This window comes from Citrobacter sp. ANG330, from assembly GCF_047467925.1.
Classification (GTDB): Bacteria; Pseudomonadota; Gammaproteobacteria; order Enterobacterales; family Enterobacteriaceae; genus Citrobacter_A; species Citrobacter_A amalonaticus_G.
In genome coordinates this window covers 103,625-120,646 of record NZ_JASJUI010000007.1, presented here as the reverse complement: position 1 = coordinate 120,646, position 17,022 = coordinate 103,625, and the positions used below count along the sequence as shown (strand labels likewise).

Below are 17,022 nucleotides of genomic sequence, written 5' to 3'. Positions count from 1 at the left end.
AAAACCGTAAGTCGGATAAGGCGACAGCCGCCATCCGACAATTCAAAGTGTGCGCAAGACTGCGCCAGGATACCCCAACTGGCGCCAGGCTTCGTACACCACTACCGATACCGCATTCGACAGGTTCATACTGCGGCTGTCCGGCATCATCGGAATACGTATTTTTTGTTCAGCGGGCAGGGCGTCGAGAATGCTGGCTGGCAGACCGCGCGTTTCCGGACCAAACATCAGATAATCACCGTCCTGGTAGCTTACGGCGCTGTGTGCTGGCGTGCCTTTGGTCGTCAGCGCGAACATGCGCTGCGGTTTTTCGGCGTCGAGAAACGCAGCGTAATCATGATGGCGAACCACGGCGGTAAATTCATGATAATCCAGACCGGCACGGCGCAGGCGCTTATCGTCCCAGGTAAAGCCCATCGGCTCAATAATGTGCAGACGAAAACCGGTATTGGCACAAAGGCGAATGATGTTACCCGTGTTCGGCGGGATTTCTGGTTCAAATAAGACGATGTTAAGCATGCTGCCCCCTTAATGACGGAGGGCAGAATAGCACTTTCATTACGCCGCATCACCTTGCGATAGCGGCGCCAGTGCGGCAGGGAGCTTGCTGATTTCCTGGACCAGGGAATCCTTGCTGATGTCGGTGATGGCTTTTGCGCCAGTCAGCGTCATGGCCACTTTCATCTCTTTCTCGATCAGATTCAGCAGGTTTGCCACTCCCGCCTGACCTGCCGTCGCCAGCGCGTACAGATACGCACGGCCCAGCAAAACGGTGTCCGCACCCAGCGCAATCATACGCACCACATCCAGTCCGTTACGAATGCCGCTGTCGGCCAGAATAGCGATATCACCTTTCACCGCGTCGGCGATGGCGGGCAGAGCGCGCGCAGAAGAGAGCACGCCGTCCAACTGACGGCCACCGTGGTTAGAGACCACAATTCCGTCGGCGCCGAAACGAACCGCATCACGGGCGTCCTCCGGATCGAGGATCCCTTTGATCACCATCGGGCCATCCCAGAATTCGCGGATCCACTCAAGGTCTTTCCATGAAATCGAAGGATCAAAGTTGTTTGCCAGCCAGCCGATGTAATCTTCCAGCCCGGTTGGCTTGCCGAGGTAAGCGGAGATATTGCCGAGATCGTGTGGTCGACCGTTCAAACCGACATCCCATGCCCACTGCGGATGGGTGACCGCCTGCCAGTAGCGACGCAGCGCAGCATTCGGGCCGCTCATGCCGGAGTGGGCATCACGGTAGCGTGCGCCCGGCGTTGGCATATCCACCGTAAAGACCAACGTTGAGCAACCTGCCGCTTTCGCCCGTTCCAGCGCATTACGCATAAATCCACGGTCACGCAGAACATACAACTGGAACCACATCGGACGGTTAATCGTCGGAGCGACCTCTTCAATAGGGCAAACGGAAACCGTGGAAAGGGTAAACGGGATCCCTTTTGCATCGGCAGCGGCAGCGGCCTGCACCTCACCGCGACGGGCATACATGCCGCACAGTCCGACCGGCGCCAGCGCCACCGGCATCGACAGTTTCTCTTTAAACAACGTCGTTTCCAGGCTGAGATCAGACATGTTCTTCAGTACGCGCTGGCGCAACGCCACTTCCGATAAGTCTTCCACGTTACGGCGTAGGGTGTATTCCGCATACGCCCCGCCGTCGATGTAGTGGAACAGGAACGGCGGCAGAATGCGCTGGGCGGCAGCGCGGTAATCGCTGGCGGCTGAAATAATCATGTTTTGTTCTCCCTGACATTGTCATTGTGCTCGCCGGGCAGACGGGTGATACGCGCCTGACGGGCCTGGTCTTCATCAAATTGTTTAATGGTGGTATGGACGAAGCTGAGATGCGCCATCATTGCCTTGCGTGCGCCATCGGCGTCGCCCGCGAGAATGGCGTCCATCACGGCCTGATGTTGTTCCGTCAGTCGGGAAAAGACCGGCGGGACGAGATACATGCGCTGGCGGCTTTGTTTCACTGACGAGTGCAGCACGTCGAAGAATCCGCGCATCGTCTGTAACAGCACCACGTTGTGCGAGGCTTCGGCAATGGCCAGATGAAAACGGACATCAGCCTGTGCAGCGAGATCCGGGTCTTCACTGAGCGTGGCGTCAAAGCAGAGTTTTATTTTCTCTTTGTCCGCGGTGGTGGCGCGCATCGCCGCATGCCAGGCGGTGCTGGCTTCAATCGCGTGTCGGGCTTCGAGGATATCGAAACTGTAATCCGGATCGTCGGCCATCAGGGTTTTGAGCGGCTGAACGATGTTTTGCTCAGACCACTCCTCATGCTGCCAGCGGACAAACGTGCCGCCGCCGCGACGGCTGAGCAGCACGCCCTCGCTGACAAGTTTCGCCAGGGCCTCACGCAGGGAATTGCGCGACACGCCGAGCTGTACCGCTAACTGGCGCTCGGCGGGCAATTTCATGCCCGCTTCCAGCTGTTGTTCTTCAATCAGCGCCCGCACACGAGAAGCAACCTCGTCTGACAGGCGTCTGGGCATTACGATCATGGAATCATCCAGGTTAAGACGTAAGCCTGAAGCGTGGTGATCACGCCCACCATGCAGGTGAAAATCAGGCTGTGTTTGACGGTAAAACGGAACAGGTCCGACTCTTTGCCGACCAGTCCGACCGCCGCACAGGCGATAGCAATGGACTGCGGCGAAATCATCTTGCCGGTGACGCCACCGGTGGTATTCGCTGCCACCATCAGCACATCGGACACGCCGATTTGTTGGGCGGCGGTCGCCTGCAGGGCGGCGAAAAGCGCGTTAGAAGAGGTATCTGAACCGGTCAGGAACACCCCCAGCCAGCCGAGGAACGGCGAGAAGAAGGTAAAGGCGCTGCCCGTGTGTGCCAGCGCTAACGCCAGCGTCGAGGAGAGCCCGGAATAGTTGGAGATAAACGCAAAGGCCAGTACCATCCCGATGGAGTAAATCGGCAGCGCCAGTTCCTTCAGCGTGCTGCCGAAGGTCTGAATGGCGGCGGAAGGCTTCATCTTCAGCCAGACGATAGACAGCAGCGCGGCGAACAGGATGGCGGTGCCGGTCGCTGAGAACCAGTCAAATTTATACACCGCCGCATAGGCGGTGGCTTCGTGGACCACGGGCGGCATGCGGGCAACCAGTTTGTCGAGGAACGGAACCGGGATGTTAATCACCCAGTCGTACAGCGCACCGCCGGGAGCGAACAGGGCTTTAAACGGCGGAATGCTCCATACCGTCACCGTGGCGGTCAGGAACAGGAACGGCGACCAGGCGCGAACAACCTGCCCGGCGCTATAGTTCGTGCGTGCCAGCGTCTGATCGACCTGTGATGCGCCCATATCGCCAAAACGGAAGATGCGAACCGGCTGCCAGCGTTTCAGGAACAAGGTCAGACAAACCAGCGAGACCAGCGAGGAGATAATGTCCGGTAATTCTGGGCCAATAAAGTTAGAACTGAGGTACTGAGCAATAGCGAATGAACCGCCTGCCACCATCACCGCGGGCCAGGTCTCTTTCACGCCGCGCCAGCCGTCCATAATCGCCATGATCCAGAACAGCACGATAATCGTCAGGAACGGCAACTGGCGGCCGACCATCTGACCGATTTCAAAGCTGTCCAGCCCGGTCACCTGGCCGGCGACCAGAATCGGAATGCCCATCGCACCAAAGGCGACCGGCGCCGTATTGACGATCAGGCACAGCCCGGCGGCATACAGCGGGTTAAAGCCGAGACCTACCAGTAGCGCGGCGGTGATGGCCACCGGTGCGCCGAATCCTGCGGCCCCTTCGAGGAAAGCGCCGAACGAGAAGCCAACAATCAGCATCTGCAAACGCTGGTCGGGAGTAATTGACAGTATGGACGAGCGGATGATGTCGAACTGCCCGGTTTTCACTGAGATTTTGTAGACAAACACCGCGGCGATGATGATCCAGGCAATCGGCCACAGGCCGTAGAAGAAACCGTACACCACCGAAGCCAGCGCGTGATCCACCGGCATTTTGTAGAACAGCAGCGCCACGGCCAGCGCGATAACCACCGTCCATGAGGCGGCAACGTAGCCTTTCAGCTTGAGCTTAATCAGCGCGAAAAAGAAAAAGAGAATCGGGAGCGATGCGATCAGGCTGGAAAGCCAGATATTACCGGCCGGATCGTAGTTTTGTTGCCAGAGATTCATTGCAGGTCTCCTGAGGGCCACACACAAATTGCAATGAGTCTGTGCTCATCTCGTCGTCACATTCTGTGTAAAAGTGGTCCTGCCAATATTGTTGTGTAGGGATAATGACAACGAATAGTTAATCAAATGTTATTTATTGGCAACGGAAGTGTAGGTCGAAATTAATGAATTGTGAACCAGTGGTCGTAACGAAGGGGAATTGGTAGGGCCAATCAGATGACGTGCCAGGTAGCATAGATGCCGCCTGGCGGAATATCAGAACTCGGTCTTTGCGAAGCCGGTCATCTCTTGCAGTCCCATTTCACGACCCAGCGCGGTCATTGGGTGAACCACCACCAGGCCCCGTACGCTTTTTTTCAGCTTGCCCATATCGGCCTGCTCTTTTTTGGTAATCGCACGGCGAAACGGCAGATTCATGAGCTTCTGCGCTTCTTTACTCAGTTTCTGACTGTGGACGTCACGCAGCCGGGCGATTTCCGCTTCCAGCGTGGCTTTCTCTTTTTCCAGCTCCGCGTATTTATCGGCGGCTTCAACCAGTGACAGATCGGCTTGCTGGTGGCGGATGGCGTCGAGGCGATCGCTCAGACGTTTTATTTCGTTTTTTTCGACTTCTTTCATGGTATGGCTTCTGATAGAAATAGGGTGAATAGCCTATAGTATGCGCGCAGAGCGGGTTTATTCACAACTAATGGGATAAAAATAATCAAATGATGCGAATATTAACTCGCTAGCTATTTTTGTAATAACCTGATTAATTTATGATTTTAGACGATAACAGGATCATGTAAGGGATAACTTTCCGCCGACGAATTAAGCACGTTTTCCTTAATGTTATAACGCGGACGATCCTACACTAAAATTGACCGTTGCGTTTAAGCACGGCAGGACCGCATGGAGGAGATAACATGGCAAAAATAGGCGAGAATGTTCCGCTTCTGATTGATAAAGCTGTGGATTTTATGGCCTCAAGTCAGGCATTTAAAGAGTATCTGAATAAAATGCCTGAGCGTGATGACGTTCCGAGCGAAGTGCCTGCTGAAAATGCGCAGATGTACCTGCAACGACTGAATTATTACCGGCGTCTGTATCAACCCGTGCGGGAAAAGGAGTAGCAGGCAGAGAGAGGCTTACTTCTGGAAGGCCTTTTTTAAGCTGATTTTAGAAATCAGCTCAGTCAGGGAAAGAACCATCGTTGATCGCACCGCTTGCTGGTAGCGCTGGGTTTGCATCGCGTACAGGCTGGGGTCGGTGACGTCAAATTGTGGTGGTGGTGGTAACGCGACGACGCAATGGAGTTCTGCAAACGGCCCGAGAATCTCATCATCCGTGAAGGCATATTCATTGCCGTCATGATTCATCTCTTCACGCATCGCCATCAGCAATTCCGCGTCTTCATACTCAGGACGACTCAGCACGCCCAGCCCGTAGATTAACTTCAGACGCACAGACAGATCGCCCAGCGGTCCGTCGCCGTCGAGTAACGGTTCTACAGCGTACTTTACTGCGTAATCATCTTTGCGAAACACCTGAAGCACCAGAATGTTTACCGCCTCGGTAAGTAACTCCACGGCGGTGATCAGGAAGCTTCGTACGGTTTTGCCAGCATTCAGACGCTCAAGCACACGATTTTCAAAGGCCTGGGTTTGTTCCATTATTGCCTGCATATCTGACAATTCATTAATCAGGCGCAGGGGCTCCTGCGCCAGTTCCTGCAGCATTACTTCGCGTTATATGCGCTTACGGCCTCAGCAACGACCTCGCTGTCGATATCCAGTCCCGAAACCTGCGCAAGCGCAGCCTGTGGGCCTTTATCGGCAATCAGCGTGGCCAGTTCTTGCGCCTGCGGATCCTCTTCGCTACGGAAGTGCATCGCGGCAGCAATTCCTTTGACCAGATTCACGTGCGGCAGGCCGTATTCCAGCGTACCTAACAGCGGTTTGATCAAACGGTCGCCCGCGCTCAGCTTACGCAGCGGCTGACGGCCAACGCGCTCAACGTCATCTTTCAGGTACGGGTTTTCAAAACGACCGAGGATTTTCTGAATGTATGCCGCATGTTTGTCGGCATCAAAACCGTAGCGTTTAATCAATACCGCGCCGCTCTCTTCCATTGCCCCTTTTACCACAGCGCGGATTTTCTCGTCGAGAATCGCGTCACGGATGGTCTGATGACCGGTCAATTTACCGAGGTACGCGGTTATAGCATGACCGGTGTTCAGCGTGAAGAGTTTACGTTCGACAAATGCCATCAGGTTATCGGTTAATTCCATTCCCGGGATGTTCGGCAACTCGCCTTTGAACTGGGTTTTATCAACGATCCACTCGCTGAAGGTTTCGACGGTCACTTCCAGCGGATCGTGAGTGGCCGAGGCGGAAGGCGGCACGATGCGGTCAACCGCGGAATCCACGAAACCGATATGGGCGTCAACCCAGGCTTTATCATCTTCGGCCAGCGCATTCATCACGTGGCCTTTCAACTGCGTGGTGCCGCGCACCATGTTTTCACAAGCGATGATATTCAGCGGGGTGGTAATGCCTTGCGCTTTGCGTTTGACCAGGCCTTTAGCGATGGCAGGCGCAATGCGCTCAAGCACCACCGGGCCAACCGCAGTGGTGATCAGATCAACCTGGGCGATCAGCTCAACAACATCGTCGCCAATGCTGCTTACCGCGTTGACGCCAGTCACGGTATCCACCTGCTCATTTTCACCCACAACGTGAACCTGGTAGCTATGACGGGCATTCAGGGCGTCGAGCACGACCTGATTTACATCAGCGAATGTCAGTTGTATCCCCGCGTCCGCCAGCAGTTTGCCGATAAAGCCACGACCGATATTACCTGCGCCAAAATGTAATGCTTTCATAGTAGTAACCTTCATTAATGTTTTTACCCAAGAGGGCTGGGGTGAGGGGTAACCGGATGTTCCCTCACCCAAACCCTCTCCACAAGGGAGAGGATTTTGTAGCCCGATAAATGCAGCGCCATCGGGCTAAAGGGTTTACTTACGACCTGCCAGCAGCGTCAGTACTTCATCCACGCTGGTGGTGTTAGCCAGGCGTTCGATGACCGATTCGTCATCCAGCGCATTGGTCAGGCTGGTGATCACCTGAATATGCTCGTTGTTACGGGCAGCGATACCAATCACCAGTCGGGCGATGTCGTCTTCTTCTTCACCGAAACGCACACCTTGCGGATACTGACAGAACACGACACCCGTTTTCAGGACGCGATCTTTCGCGTCAACCGTACCGTGTGGAACCGCGATAGACTCGCCCAGATAGGTCGGGGTCAGCTTTTCACGTTCCAGCATCGCATCGACGTATTCCGGCTCAACATAACCGCCTTTCACCAGTTGCTCACCGGCGAAGCGAATCGCCTCTTCTTTCGTTGCAGCCGTACGGCCGAGGAAGATATTTTCCGCACCCAGTTTAAACAGGTTGTTATCCCCTTCATCAAAGCTGTCTTTCAGGCTGTCGCGAACTTTGACTTCGTTGTCCGTGTGGCGCTGAGCGGCAACCAGACGCTCGGTGAGGCTGGAATAAAGACCGCTGTCGAGGAAGTTGGTCAGCGAAATATGCTGCGCCTGCGGCACCTGACGCATTGCACGTTCGGTCAGGTCACGGTGGGTGATGACCAGGTCAACATCCGGCGGCAGGTTGTTAATGGCGCTGTTGGTGACAGAGATATGGCTCAGGCCTGCATCCTGCACTTTCTTACGCAGTACGCCGGCACCCATTGCGCTGGAACCCATACCGGCATCACAGGCAACGATGATTTTACGCACGTGGCTCAGATCGTTGGTGACATCGCCAGCAGACAGCGGGGTGCCGCCTTTGGATTCGGCTTTCATATCCTGCATACGACGGGTCGCCGCTTCAATGTCGTCTTCTTCTTTCACTTTGCTGGTTTTCAGCAGAATGGCTGAGACAACAAAGGAAACCGCCATCGCCGCGAAGATTGCCGCGAGGTTAGCGAAGTAGGCGCCTTTTGGCGTCATCGCCAGCACGGCCAGGATAGAACCCGGAGATGCCGGAGAAACCAGACCGCCGTTGAGGATAGTCAGCGTAAACACGCCCGTCATACCGCCAAGGATAACGGCGAGGATCAGACGCGGGTTCATGAGCACATACGGGAAGTAAATTTCGTGGATACCGCCCAGGAAGTGGATGATTGCCGCACCACCCGCAGACTGTTTAGCGCTACCACGGCCGAAGAACATGTACGCCAGCAGCACGCCCATCCCCGGACCCGGGTTGGCTTCAATCAGGAAGAAGATGGATTTACCCATCTCATGGGACTGCTGAATACCCAGCGGTGAGAAGATACCGTGGTTGATGGCGTTGTTCAGGAACAGGATTTTCGCCGGTTCAACGAAGATAGACGCCAGCGGCAGCATGTCATGGACAACCATGAAGTTAACGCCCGCTGCCAGCACTTTCGACAGTACTTCAACCGCCGGACCAATGCCGAGGAACGCCAGAATGGCGAGGATCATGCCGATAATGCCAGCGGAGAAGTTATTCACCAGCATCTCAAAACCGGATTTGATCTTACCGTCTACCCAACCATCGAAATGTTTGATTGCCCAGCCGCCCAGCGGACCGGCAATCATCGCGCCGAGGAACATCGGCATGTCTGCGCCGACGATAACGCCCATGGTGGTGATTGCCCCCACCACGCCGCCGCGTTCGCCGCCCACCAGTCTACCGCCGGTATAACCGATCAGCAGCGGCAGGAGATAAGTGATCATCGGGCCGACCAGCTTCGCCAGCGTTTCGTTTGGCAACCACCCTGTCGGAATAAATAGTGCGGTGATAATACCCCACGCGATAAACGCGCCGATATTTGGCATCACCATATTGCTGAGGAATCGACCAAAGCTTTGCACCTTGATCTTAATATCGGATGACATAAAAACACCCCTTCTTATGTTTGCTGTCGCGCAGGCTGGAAGCCCGAGGTTTTGTTAATGTAGCGGCAGAGGTAGCCGGACCCTGTAGATACTGCGAAATCTGGCACTGAATCGTTAAACTGTCCAGTCAGTGAAACTTATTGTGATTTAAATCACATAAATATAGGGGGTAGGGAGGTAATTGATGTGATTTGCATCACAAAATCATTGTGTAGAAAAACAACAAACCTTCGTTTTAAACCATTAATGGCATTAATTTGTGATGAGTTTCACGTTTTGCTTCGGGTGGTTTGTTGGAAATTTGAGACTTAAATCACAATAAATCGTCATCCGAATTTTTCTCAATGTGATCCTGCGCCGATTCCCATGCGCACGTTATTGCAGGATGTCATTAAGTAACCGCGAAGAGGGAAAAATATTTTCTGGCCTGATGGCGAAAATGCAGAACTCGAATTATGTTCAAATCATCAGCCAAATTGCTTTCGGCTGCCCACTATCTCAAATTTGAATTAGCGTGAAGCCGAGGCAGATATGTTTCTGAATTATTTCGCGTTGGGTGTGCTGATCTTCGTTTTTCTGGTCATTTTCTACGGCATTATCGCTATTCATGATATTCCCTATTTAATTGCTAAGAAGCGCAACCATCCGCATGCTGATGCGATACATACCGCAGGCTGGGTAAGCCTGTTTACGCTCCATGTGATCTGGCCGTTTTTGTGGATTTGGGCAACCCTCTACCAACCGGAACGCGGCTGGGGCATGCAGCCTCACGCCACCTTGCCAGCCCGGGCCCCTGATCCGGAAATTGACGCGTTATCCGCGCGTATTACACAACTCGAGAAAAAACTGGCCGAGGTTAAAACGGCTGACAATACGACGTTTCCGGAGATTTAATCATGGATCTGTTGATTGTATTAACCTACGTCGCGCTGGCGTGGGCAGTCTTCAAAATATTCCGTATTCCGGTCAATCAATGGACGCTGGCAACAGCGGCATTAGGCGGCGTATTTCTGGTAAGCGGTCTGATCCTGTTAATGAACTATAACCATCCGTACACCTTTACCGCGCAAAAAGCGGTTATTTCCATTCCTGTTACGCCGCAGGTTACCGGAATTGTCAGTGAGGTAACGGATAAAAATAACCAACTGATTAAAAAGGGCGAAGTGCTATTTAAACTCGACCCGGTTCGCTATCAGGCGCGTGTGGACAGGCTACAGGCCGATCTGGTCACCGCCACGCATAATATCCAGACGCTGAAAGCCCAGCTCTCAGAAGCGCAGGCCAATACCACGCGTGTCTCTGCGGAGCGCGATCGGTTGTATAAAGATTATCAACGTTACCTCAAGGGCAGTCAGGCGCGGGTGAACCCCTTCTCAGAAAGCGATATTGATAACGCCCGGCAAAACTATCTGGCGCAGGATGCGCTGGTAAAAGGTTCGGTGGCCGAGCAGGCGCAAATTCAAAGCCAGTTAGACAGCATGGTCAACGGCGAACAGTCGCAGATTGTCAGCCTGCGGGCGCAACTGGCAGAAGCCAAATACAACCTCGATCAAACCATTATTCGTGCGCCCAGCAACGGCTATGTCACCCAGGTGTTGATTCGACCCGGTACTTACGCCGCCGCGCTGCCATTGCGTCCGGTGATGGTCTTTATCCCCGAACAAAAACGGCAGATTGTCGCTCAGTTCCGGCAGAACTCGCTGCTTCGTCTTGAACCCGGCGACGACGCGGAAGTGGTATTCAACGCGCTTCCAGGGCAAGTTTTTCACGGTAAGTTGACCAGCATATTGCCCGTGGTGCCGGGCGGTTCGTATCAGGCTCAGGGGGCATTACAGTCCCTGACGGTGGTGCCAGGAACCGACGGCGTCCTGGCGACGATTGAACTGGATCCCAATGCCGATGTGGATGCCTTGCCCGACGGTATCTACGCGCAGGTGGCGGTCTATTCTGACCATTTCTCCCATGTTTCGGTGATGCGTAAGGTACTCCTGCGTATGACCAGTTGGATGCACTATCTTTATTTAGATCATTGAGAGCGATGTCACCTGCCTTTTCCCGCTGCGTGAGCCATACTCATTGTTTTGTGTTGGCGAAAAGGACTGATCATGAAACTCATTGGTAGCTACACCAGCCCGTTTGTACGTAAAATTTCGATCCTGCTGCTGGAAAAAGGCATCACGTTCGAATTTGTGAATGAACTGCCCTACAACGCGGAAAACGGCGTGGCGCAGTATAACCCGCTAGGAAAAGTACCGGCGCTGGTGACTGACGAGGGAGAGTACTGGTTCGATTCGCCCATTATTGCGGAATACATAGAGTTGCTGGATATTGCACCGGCGATGCTGCCGCGTGAACCGCTGGCTTCGCTGAAAGTCCGACAACTTGAGGCGCTCGCCGATGGCATCATGGATGCTGGCCTGGTGTCCGTGCGTGAGCAGGCACGCCCCGCCGCGCAACAATCTGAAACCGAGCTGTTGCGCCAGCGTGAGAAAATCAACCGCAGCCTGGATGCACTGGAAGCGTACCTGGTGGACGGGACGATTAAACCTGACACGGTTAATCTGGCCACTATCGCGATTGCGTGTGCGGTGGGATATCTCAACTTCCGTCGCGTGTCGCCTGGCTGGTGCGTCGACCGGCCCAATCTGGTCAAACTGGTGGAAACCCTGTTCCAGCGCGAAAGCTTTGCCCGTACGGAACCACCAAAGGCTTGATGTACATTCTGTCCGTCTGAGCGATCTCACGTTACAATCCCCCCTATGTCGATATCCCTCTCTGTTGTGGAGAGGGCCACCCACAGCCAGGCCTTTTCATGACGACCGAAACGCGTTCGCTCTACAGTCAGCTACCCGCCATTGATCGCTTATTGCGTGAAGATGATTTTCTTACCCTGCGTGAAACCCACGGGCATACCCGTATCGTTGATCTGCTTCGTCAACTGCTTGATGAAGCGAGAGAGGTGATTCGCGATACGCAGACGTTGCCTGCGTGGTGTGATAACTGGGCGCAGGAAGTGAATCTCCGGCTGGAAAAGGAGGCCCGGAGTGCGCTGCGTCCGGTTATCAACCTGACGGGGACGGTGTTGCACACCAACCTGGGGCGCGCCTTACAGGCCGAAGAGGCGGTTGCGGCAGTGGCACAGGCCATGCGCTCGCCGGTGACGCTGGAGTATGATCTGGACGGTGCGGGACGGGGGCATCGCGATCGCGCGCTGGCCGATTTGCTGTGCCGCATCACCGGGGCGGAAGATGCCTGTATCGTGAATAACAACGCCGCGGCGGTGCTGCTAATGCTGGCTGCTACCGCCGCCGGTAAAGAGGTGGTGGTTTCACGCGGTGAGCTGGTGGAGATTGGCGGCGCGTTTCGTATCCCGGATGTCATGCGCCAGGCGGGGTGTACGCTGCATGAAGTCGGCACCACTAACCGGACGCATACCGACGACTACCGCCAGGCTGTGAATGAAAACACCGCATTGCTGATGAAGGTGCATACCAGTAATTACAGTATCGAAGGTTTCACTCACTCTGTTGATGAAACGGAACTGGGCCAGCTTGGCCAGGCGCTGGATATTCCGGTCGTGGCCGATCTTGGCAGCGGTTCACTGGTTGATTTGAGCCAGTACGGTCTGCCAAAAGAGCCAATGCCGCAGCAGTTGATTGCGGCGGGCGTCAGTCTGGTGAGTTTCTCGGGCGACAAGCTGTTAGGCGGTCCGCAGGCCGGGATTATCGTCGGTAAAAAAGAGATGATCGCACGATTGCAAAGCCATCCGCTCAAACGCGCGCTGCGGGCGGATAAAATGACCCTGGCGGCGCTGGAAGCGACGTTGCGTCTGTATCTGCATCCGGAAGCGCTGGTTGAGAAATTGCCGACGTTGCGGTTATTAACCCGAAGCAAAGAGGCGGTTCAGGCTCAGGCGGAGCGGCTTCTGGCACCGCTGACCGCGCACTATGGCGCGGAGTTTGCGGTAAAAGTGCTGCCCTGCCTGTCGCAAATCGGCAGTGGCTCTTTGCCGGTTGATAGGCTCCCCAGCGCGGCATTAACCTTTACACCGCACGACGGTCGCGGAAGCCATCTTGAAGCGCTGGCGGCCCGCTGGCGTGGGCTGCCGATTCCCGTTATCGGTCGGATTTACGAGGGCCGCCTGTGGCTGGATTTACGCTGTCTTGAAGATGAGACCCGGTTTATGGAGATGCTGTTGAAATGATTATTGCGACCGCCGGACATGTCGATCACGGAAAAACGACGTTGCTGCAGGCCATTACCGGTGTGAATGCCGACCGCCTGCCGGAAGAGAAAAAGCGCGGCATGACGATTGACCTGGGCTATGCCTACTGGCCGCAGCCGGACGGGCGCGTGCTGGGCTTTATTGATGTTCCCGGTCACGAGAAGTTTCTTTCAAACATGCTGGCGGGCGTGGGCGGTATCGATCATGCATTGCTGGTGGTAGCCTGCGACGATGGCATGATGGCGCAAACGCGTGAACACCTGGCTATCCTGCAATTGACCGGGAATCCGACGCTGACTGTGGCGCTGACCAAAGCCGATCGTGTGGATGAGGCGCGGGTGCAGGAGGTCCAACAGCAGGTGGAGGATGTCCTGCGCGAGTACGGCTTTGCACAGGCGACGCTATTTGTGACGGCCGCGAATGAAGGCCGTGGAATTGACGCATTACGCGAACACTTGCAGCAACTGCCCGCCCGCGAACACGCCCGGAATCAGACGTTCCGGCTGGCTATCGATCGTGCCTTTACCGTAAAAGGCGCCGGGCTGGTGGTGACCGGCACCGCGCTGAGCGGTGAAGTAAACGTTGGGGATACGCTGTGGCTGACCGGCGTGAACTCATCTGTGCGCGTGCGCGGACTTCACGCGCAAAACCAGGCGAGCGAACATGCCCACGCCGGGCAGCGTATCGCGCTGAATATCGTCGGTGATGCCGAGAAAGAACAGCTAAACCGGGGGGACTGGTTGCTTTCAGACGCCCCGCCTGAGCCGTTCACTCGGGTGATTGTCGCGCTGGAAAGCCACGTTCCGCTTACGCAGTGGCAGCCGCTACACATTCACCATGCGGCGAGCCATGTAACCGGGCGCGTATCGCTGCTGGAAGATAACCTGGCGGAGCTGGTGTTTGATACGCCACTGCTGCTGGCCGATAACGACCGCCTGGTGCTGCGCGATATCTCCGCGCGCGCCACCCTTGCCGGAGCGCGGGTCGTTGCCCTTAATCCGCCACGTCGCGGTAAACGTAAACCAGAGTATTTGCAATGGCTGGCGTCGCTGGCGGCGGCGAAAGATGACGGTGCCGCGCTGGCTATTCATCTGCAACGTGGGGCGGTTAATTTACCGGACTTCGCGTGGGCACGTCAGCTGAATGGCGACGGTATGCGTTCGCTTGTTCACCAGCATGGTTTTATTCAGGCGGGTTACAGCCTGCTGAATGCGGAAGTTGCCGCTCGCTGGCAGCGCAAAATCCTCGACACGCTGGCGACTTATCATGAACAGCATCGCGATGAGCCAGGACCGGGGCGCGAACGCCTGCGCCGCATGGCGCTGCCGATGGAAGATGAAGCGCTGGTGCTGTTGCTGATTGAACAAATGCGCGACAGCGGTGATATTCACAGCCATCATGGCTGGCTGCATCTGCCGGATCATAAAGCCGGATTCACGGACGAACAGCAAGCTACCTGGCTTAAGGCCGCGCCGTTGTTTGGTGACGAGCCCTGGTGGGTCCGCGATCTTGCCCGCGAAACCGCAACCGAGGAACAGACCATGCGACTGGTACTGCGGCAGGCAGCACAGCAGGGGATGATTACGGCGATCGTAAAAGATCGTTACTACCGTAACGATCGCATTGTGGCTTTCGCCAGCATGATCCGCGAACTGGATCAGGAGAAAGGCTCAACCTGCGCTGCGGATTTTCGCGATCGGTTGGGCGTAGGCCGAAAGCTGGCGATTCAGATTCTGGAATATTTCGACCGCATTGGCTTTACGCGTCGCCGTGGAAACGATCACCTGTTACGTGATGCATTATTATTTCCGGAAAAGAAATAATACAATTTATTAAAAATAAGAATGAATTGACCTAATAAATAGGTTGAGACGAAAAGAGCCCATTAATTTGTAGCCTAATGTGCTCTTTTATTTTTTCATTAAATAAATACCACTACGATCATATTTTCTTCAGAGATTCGTTCGTATGCTGCAACCCCTTCTAAAACTATTAAGGATTGAGCATATGGCTGCTTCAACATTTTATATTCCTTCAGTGAATATAATCGGGACTGATTCATTAAAAGATGCAATGAATGCTATGGCAGAATATGGCTTTCGTCGGACGTTAATTGTTACGGACAGTGTGCTAACGAAGCTCGGCATGGCGGGTGATATTCAAAAAGCATTGCAGGAACATGATATTTTCAGCGTCATATTTGATGGCACACACCCTAATCCGACGACAATTAATGTCGCCGACGGCCTGAAGATCCTGAAAGAAAATGATTGTGACAGCGTTATTTCGCTGGGCGGCGGTTCTCCACATGATTGCGCCAAAGGGATTGCGCTGGTGGCTGCGAATGGGGGCGATATTCGTGATTATGAAGGTGTCGATCGCTCGGCAAAACCCCAGTTGCCGATGATTGCCATTAACACCACGGCAGGAACCGCCTCTGAAATGACGCGTTTTTGCATCATCACAGACGTCGATCGTCATATCAAAATGGCGATTGTGGATAAACACGTCACGCCGTTGCTCTCCGTAAATGACGCGTCGCTGATGATCGGCATGCCAAAATCGCTGACGGCGGCAACCGGCATGGATGCGCTGACCCATGCGATTGAAGCCTATGTCTCTGTGGCCGCCACGCCGATCACCGATGCCTGCGCGCTGAAAGCGGTGACCATGATTTCTGACAATCTGAGCATCGCTGTGGAATCGGGTGGTAATGTGCATGCGCGTGAAGCGATGGCTTATGCGCAGTTCCTGGCGGGTATGGCCTTTAATAACGCCTCATTAGGCTATGTCCACGCAATGGCGCACCAGTTAGGCGGTTTCTATGACCTGCCGCACGGCGTGTGTAATGCCGTCCTGCTGCCGCACGTTCAGGTATTCAACAGTCAGGTGGCCGCAGCGCGTCTGCGTGATTGTGCGGCAGCAATGGGCGTACACGTTGCGGGGATGACCGATGCCGAAGGAGCAGAAGCCTGTATCGAGGCGATCCGTGCGCTGGCGCAGCAGGTCAACATCCCTGCGGGCCTGCGCGATCTGGGCGTGAAAGAAGACGATATTCCGGTGCTGGCGACCAATGCGCTGAAAGATGCCTGCGGTCTGACTAACCCCATCCAGGCCACACACGACGAGATTATGGCTATCTATCGCGCGGCGATGTAATTCGTTTAATTGATTATCTGGCTTGCCGATCGGACGGGGTTTGCAGGCCAGATAATATCATCCGATGAGTTGATCACGTCACCTTACTGCGCAGCCACGGGGTAATCGTCACGCCGGTCAGAATGCCTTCCGGACTCAACAAGCGCGTGACTTTTTGTCCCCACGGTTCCATCCGGCTGGCGACCAGCAGCGTATAACCTTGATCCAGCAGCGCTTGTGTTGCTGTGTCGATATCCCTCACCTCAAACTCCACCCATGCCTGAGGCACTGGCAGGTCAGACGGCCACTGTTCATGACCAAAGCAGGAGAAGGCCGCCTGCGCGAGGGGCCAGAGTGCGAAATGCTTCACGCCATCCAATGTGTCGAGTTCGGTAAACAGATACTGTTCATTGCCTTCCATCGGCTTAACCGGCAGGCCCAGCGTCGATTCATAGAAAGCAGAACTGGCTTCTGTGTTGCGCGTAATCGGGCCAAAACCGGCAACAAACAGCACATCTACACCGGGATGTTCATTCTTCATGCTCACTCCTTGAAATAGCCATACAGATAACGTGA

Annotated in this window: 16 protein-coding genes; 7 read left to right on the top strand and 9 right to left on the bottom strand. The window is 54.8% G+C overall.

The features are described from left to right. Nucleotides 1-42: 42 nt before the first annotated feature. The 5 genes from trmL to QNN88_RS16185 form a co-directional block, all read right to left on the bottom strand. Complete coding sequence (trmL, locus tag QNN88_RS16205) at nt 43-519, bottom strand: tRNA (uridine(34)/cytosine(34)/5-carboxymethylaminomethyluridine(34)-2'-O)-methyltransferase TrmL (RefSeq protein WP_414241122.1); 477 nt, start codon at nt 517-519, stop codon at nt 43-45. 39 nt (nt 520-558) lie between these two features. Next, nucleotides 559-1,746: an FMN-dependent L-lactate dehydrogenase LldD gene (gene lldD, locus QNN88_RS16200; RefSeq protein WP_414241121.1), complete on the bottom strand. Its 1,188-nt coding sequence runs from the start codon at nt 1,744-1,746 to the stop codon at nt 559-561. Then, complete coding sequence (lldR, locus tag QNN88_RS16195; protein ID WP_414241120.1) at nt 1,743-2,519, bottom strand: transcriptional regulator LldR; 777 nt, start codon at nt 2,517-2,519, stop codon at nt 1,743-1,745. The genes lldD and lldR overlap by 4 nt, the downstream gene beginning before the upstream one ends. Further along, nucleotides 2,516-4,171, bottom strand: coding sequence for an L-lactate permease (gene lldP, locus QNN88_RS16190; RefSeq protein ID WP_414241119.1), 1,656 nt, complete (start codon nt 4,169-4,171; stop codon nt 2,516-2,518). Before lldP ends, lldR begins: the two co-directional genes overlap by 4 nt. 255 nt (nt 4,172-4,426) lie before the next feature. Continuing rightward, nucleotides 4,427-4,789 (bottom strand): YibL family ribosome-associated protein, encoded by a 363-nt coding sequence (locus QNN88_RS16185; protein WP_414241118.1) that lies wholly within the window; start codon nt 4,787-4,789, stop codon nt 4,427-4,429. Between the two features lie 287 nt (nt 4,790-5,076). Here QNN88_RS16185 and QNN88_RS16180 point away from each other — a divergent pair, with 287 nt between their 5' ends. Then, nucleotides 5,077-5,283, top strand: a complete 207-nt coding sequence (locus QNN88_RS16180) for a hypothetical protein (RefSeq protein WP_414241117.1) — start codon at nt 5,077-5,079, stop codon at nt 5,281-5,283. A gap of 15 nt (nt 5,284-5,298) precedes the next feature. Here the strand turns inward: QNN88_RS16180 and mtlR are convergent, their stop codons facing one another. From mtlR to mtlA, 3 genes are all read right to left on the bottom strand, one after another. Next, nucleotides 5,299-5,889: a mannitol operon repressor MtlR gene (mtlR, locus tag QNN88_RS16175; RefSeq protein WP_414241116.1), complete on the bottom strand. Its 591-nt coding sequence runs from the start codon at nt 5,887-5,889 to the stop codon at nt 5,299-5,301. Next, nucleotides 5,889-7,034, bottom strand: coding sequence for a mannitol-1-phosphate 5-dehydrogenase (gene mtlD / locus QNN88_RS16170; protein ID WP_414241115.1), 1,146 nt, complete (start codon nt 7,032-7,034; stop codon nt 5,889-5,891). Before mtlD ends, mtlR begins: the two co-directional genes overlap by 1 nt. Nucleotides 7,035-7,169: 135 nt before the next feature. After that, entirely contained in the window at nt 7,170-9,083 is a 1,914-nt protein-coding gene (gene mtlA, locus QNN88_RS16165) for a PTS mannitol transporter subunit IICBA (RefSeq protein WP_414241114.1), read from the bottom strand. Between the two features lie 531 nt (nt 9,084-9,614). Here mtlA and QNN88_RS16160 point away from each other — a divergent pair. From QNN88_RS16160 to yiaY, 6 genes are all read left to right on the top strand, one after another. Beyond that, on the top strand, nt 9,615-9,977 hold the full coding sequence (locus QNN88_RS16160) for a DUF3302 domain-containing protein (RefSeq protein ID WP_414241113.1): 363 nt from the start codon (nt 9,615-9,617) through the stop codon (nt 9,975-9,977). Nucleotides 9,978-9,979: 2 nt separating this feature from the next. Then, nucleotides 9,980-11,116: an HlyD family secretion protein gene (locus QNN88_RS16155; protein ID WP_414241112.1), complete on the top strand. Its 1,137-nt coding sequence runs from the start codon at nt 9,980-9,982 to the stop codon at nt 11,114-11,116. Between the two features lie 72 nt (nt 11,117-11,188). Next, on the top strand, nt 11,189-11,797 hold the full coding sequence (locus QNN88_RS16150) for a glutathione S-transferase (protein WP_414241111.1): 609 nt from the start codon (nt 11,189-11,191) through the stop codon (nt 11,795-11,797). A 98-nt stretch (nt 11,798-11,895) separates the two neighbouring features. Further along, nucleotides 11,896-13,287, top strand: coding sequence for an L-seryl-tRNA(Sec) selenium transferase (gene selA, locus QNN88_RS16145; RefSeq protein ID WP_414241110.1), 1,392 nt, complete (start codon nt 11,896-11,898; stop codon nt 13,285-13,287). Beyond that, nucleotides 13,284-15,131 carry a selenocysteine-specific translation elongation factor gene (gene selB, locus QNN88_RS16140; protein ID WP_414241109.1) on the top strand — a complete coding sequence of 616 codons (1,848 nt, stop codon included), beginning with the start codon at nt 13,284-13,286 and terminating at the stop codon, nt 15,129-15,131. Before selA ends, selB begins: the two co-directional genes overlap by 4 nt. Before the next feature lie 184 nt (nt 15,132-15,315). After that, the gene (gene yiaY, locus QNN88_RS16135; RefSeq protein ID WP_414241108.1) at nt 15,316-16,467 is read left to right on the top strand and encodes an L-threonine dehydrogenase; all 1,152 of its coding nucleotides are present in this window, start codon (nt 15,316-15,318) and stop codon (nt 16,465-16,467) included. A gap of 73 nt (nt 16,468-16,540) precedes the next feature. Here the strand turns inward: yiaY and QNN88_RS16130 are convergent, their stop codons facing one another. Beyond that, the gene (locus QNN88_RS16130; protein WP_414241107.1) at nt 16,541-16,987 is read right to left on the bottom strand and encodes a glyoxalase; all 447 of its coding nucleotides are present in this window, start codon (nt 16,985-16,987) and stop codon (nt 16,541-16,543) included. Nucleotides 16,988-17,022: the final 35 nt, after the last annotated feature.

Bases quoted from the DNA above. Each gene is read 5' to 3' on its own strand.
- trmL (WP_414241122.1), bottom strand. From the start codon at position 519: ATGCTTAACATCGTCTTATTTGAACCAGAAATCCCGCCGAACACGGGT.
- lldD (WP_414241121.1), bottom strand. From the start codon at position 1,746: ATGATTATTTCAGCCGCCAGCGATTACCGCGCTGCCGCCCAGCGCATT.
- lldR (WP_414241120.1), bottom strand. From the start codon at position 2,519: ATGATCGTAATGCCCAGACGCCTGTCAGACGAGGTTGCTTCTCGTGTG.
- lldP (WP_414241119.1), bottom strand. From the start codon at position 4,171: ATGAATCTCTGGCAACAAAACTACGATCCGGCCGGTAATATCTGGCTT.
- QNN88_RS16185 (WP_414241118.1), bottom strand. From the start codon at position 4,789: ATGAAAGAAGTCGAAAAAAACGAAATAAAACGTCTGAGCGATCGCCTC.
- QNN88_RS16180 (WP_414241117.1), top strand. From the start codon at position 5,077: ATGGCAAAAATAGGCGAGAATGTTCCGCTTCTGATTGATAAAGCTGTG.
- mtlR (WP_414241116.1), bottom strand. From the start codon at position 5,889: ATGCTGCAGGAACTGGCGCAGGAGCCCCTGCGCCTGATTAATGAATTG.
- mtlD (WP_414241115.1), bottom strand. From the start codon at position 7,034: ATGAAAGCATTACATTTTGGCGCAGGTAATATCGGTCGTGGCTTTATC.
- mtlA (WP_414241114.1), bottom strand. From the start codon at position 9,083: ATGTCATCCGATATTAAGATCAAGGTGCAAAGCTTTGGTCGATTCCTC.
- QNN88_RS16160 (WP_414241113.1), top strand. From the start codon at position 9,615: ATGTTTCTGAATTATTTCGCGTTGGGTGTGCTGATCTTCGTTTTTCTG.
- QNN88_RS16155 (WP_414241112.1), top strand. From the start codon at position 9,980: ATGGATCTGTTGATTGTATTAACCTACGTCGCGCTGGCGTGGGCAGTC.
- QNN88_RS16150 (WP_414241111.1), top strand. From the start codon at position 11,189: ATGAAACTCATTGGTAGCTACACCAGCCCGTTTGTACGTAAAATTTCG.
- selA (WP_414241110.1), top strand. From the start codon at position 11,896: ATGACGACCGAAACGCGTTCGCTCTACAGTCAGCTACCCGCCATTGAT.
- selB (WP_414241109.1), top strand. From the start codon at position 13,284: ATGATTATTGCGACCGCCGGACATGTCGATCACGGAAAAACGACGTTG.
- yiaY (WP_414241108.1), top strand. From the start codon at position 15,316: ATGGCTGCTTCAACATTTTATATTCCTTCAGTGAATATAATCGGGACT.
- QNN88_RS16130 (WP_414241107.1), bottom strand. From the start codon at position 16,987: ATGAAGAATGAACATCCCGGTGTAGATGTGCTGTTTGTTGCCGGTTTT.